The organism is Streptomyces spiramenti, from assembly GCF_012034385.1.
GTDB classification, from domain to species: domain Bacteria; phylum Actinomycetota; class Actinomycetes; order Streptomycetales; family Streptomycetaceae; genus Streptomyces; species Streptomyces spiramenti.
In genome coordinates this window covers 1-1,855 of the sequence record NZ_JAAVJB010000427.1, presented here as the reverse complement: position 1 = coordinate 1,855, position 1,855 = coordinate 1, and the positions used below count along the sequence as shown (strand labels likewise).

The window sequence follows — 1,855 nt, the reverse complement described above, 5'->3', positions numbered from 1 at the left end:
GGCGAGAGTCCGCGCCCGGTGGGAGTCCGCGTCCGGTTCGTCGGGAGGGGCCGCCGCGAGCCGGGCGGAGGTGCCGCCGGGCTTGCCGCCCAACTGCTCCCCGAGTGCCGGAGGAACTGCCGCCCGCCCCCTCCCCCGGCCGTTTTGATGGTTGCCGGGCCGTCGCACCACCGGCGTCTGTCCCACCCGACGGGCGACCGGAACCGGACCGAGCCGCCCCGGCCCGGCCCGGTTCCGCGCCGGACGCCTCCCCCGCAGCCGCACCCCGCGGACACGACCCCGCCGCTCGTGCCCTTCCCGCCCGCGCAGGGCGGGAGGGCCGCTCCACCGACGCAGCCGTCCCTCCCGAAGGAGCACGCCATGCCCGGCCAGGAAACCGAAACCCGGCCCCTCAGCGCCGCCCAGCTGGGGGTCTGGTACGCCCAGCGGCTGGACCCGGCGAGCCCGGTGTTCAACCAGGGCGGCTGGGTGGAGCTGACCGGGCCGATCGACGTCCCGCTGCTCGCCGCGGCGGTCTCCCGCCTCGTGGCCGAGGACGACACCACCCGGTTGCGGTTCACCGAGGTCGACGGCGTCCCCGCGCAGTACCTCGCGCCGAGCGAGCCCTACCGGCCGGACGTCGCAGACCTGCGGGATACCCCCGACCCCGAGGCCGCCGCCGAGGCGCTGATCTCCGCCGACCTCGCCGAGGTCCCCGACCCGGAACGCGGACCGCTCTTCCGACATCTGCTGCTGCGCCTCGGTGCGGACCGGCTGCGCTGGTACTACCGCGCCCACCACCTGATGCAGGACGGCTTCAGCGGCAACCTGCTCCAGCGGCGGCTGGGCGAGATCTACACCGCGTCCCTCGCCGGTACCGACCCCGGTCGGCCGCTCGGCCGAGTGTCGTCACTGCTCGACGCGGAGGAGACGTACCGCGCCTCCGCCGCCCACGGCAAGGACCGCGCGTTCTGGACGCGGGTCATGTCCGGCGCCGAGTGCCCGCCCGCCCGCGCGGGACGCCCGGAGCTGCGGATCGCCCGGGAGGTCTCCGGCATCGACACCGAACAGCGCGCCGGGCTCATGCAGTTCGCCGCACGGGCCGGGGTCTCCTGGCAGCAGGCGCTGATCACCGCAGCGGTGGTGGAACAGCATCGCCGCAGCGGGCTGCGGGACGTGGTGCTGTCGCTTCCCGTCACCGGCCGGATGACTCCGGCGGCGCGCCGGGTGCCCGGGATGAGCGCCAACGTGCTGCCGCTGCGGGTGGAGGTGGACCCGGACGCGACCTGCGAGGAGCTGGCGTCGCGGGTGGCGTCCGCGGTGCTCCGGGTGCAGTGGCACCAGCGGTACGACGCGACCGAGTTGATCCGCGACCTCGGCTGGCCCGCCGACGGCAGGCGGCAGTTCGGGCCGGTGGTCAACGTCCTGGCCGGTGGGGCACCGCCGTCCTTCGGCGGGGTGCCGGGCACCGCACACCTGCTGTCCACCGGCGGCACCGCCGAGGATCTCGGGATCACCGTGACCGACGGCCCCGAGGGAGGGCTGCGGGTCGACTTCACCGTGGACGCCGCCTACACCGACGGGGTGCCGCTGACCTCGCACCGTCGTTCGTTCCTACGGGTCCTCGCCGCGCTGACCGGCCGGCCGGGGGTCCGGGTGCGGGAGGTGGACGTGCTGGGCGGTGTGGAGCGGGGGTTGGTTGTCGGGGCGTGGAACGACACCGCGGTGCCGATCGGTGACGGGACGCTGAACACGCTCTTCGAACATCAGGCCCGTACCCGCCCCGAGCACACCGCCGTCATCCACGAGCAGGACCGCACCACCTACCGGGAGCTCAACGAAGCGGCGAACCGGTTGGCGCACCACCTCACCACCT

General features: G+C 74.9%; 1 protein-coding gene. It reads left to right on the top strand.

The window, feature by feature from the left end; all coding sequences use genetic code 11:
- Window positions 1–360 precede the first annotated feature (360 nt).
- Window positions 361–1,855, top strand: a 1,495-nt coding sequence (locus tag HCJ92_RS23900) for a condensation domain-containing protein (RefSeq protein ID WP_245241217.1), incomplete at its 3' end; no start/stop codon positions are given.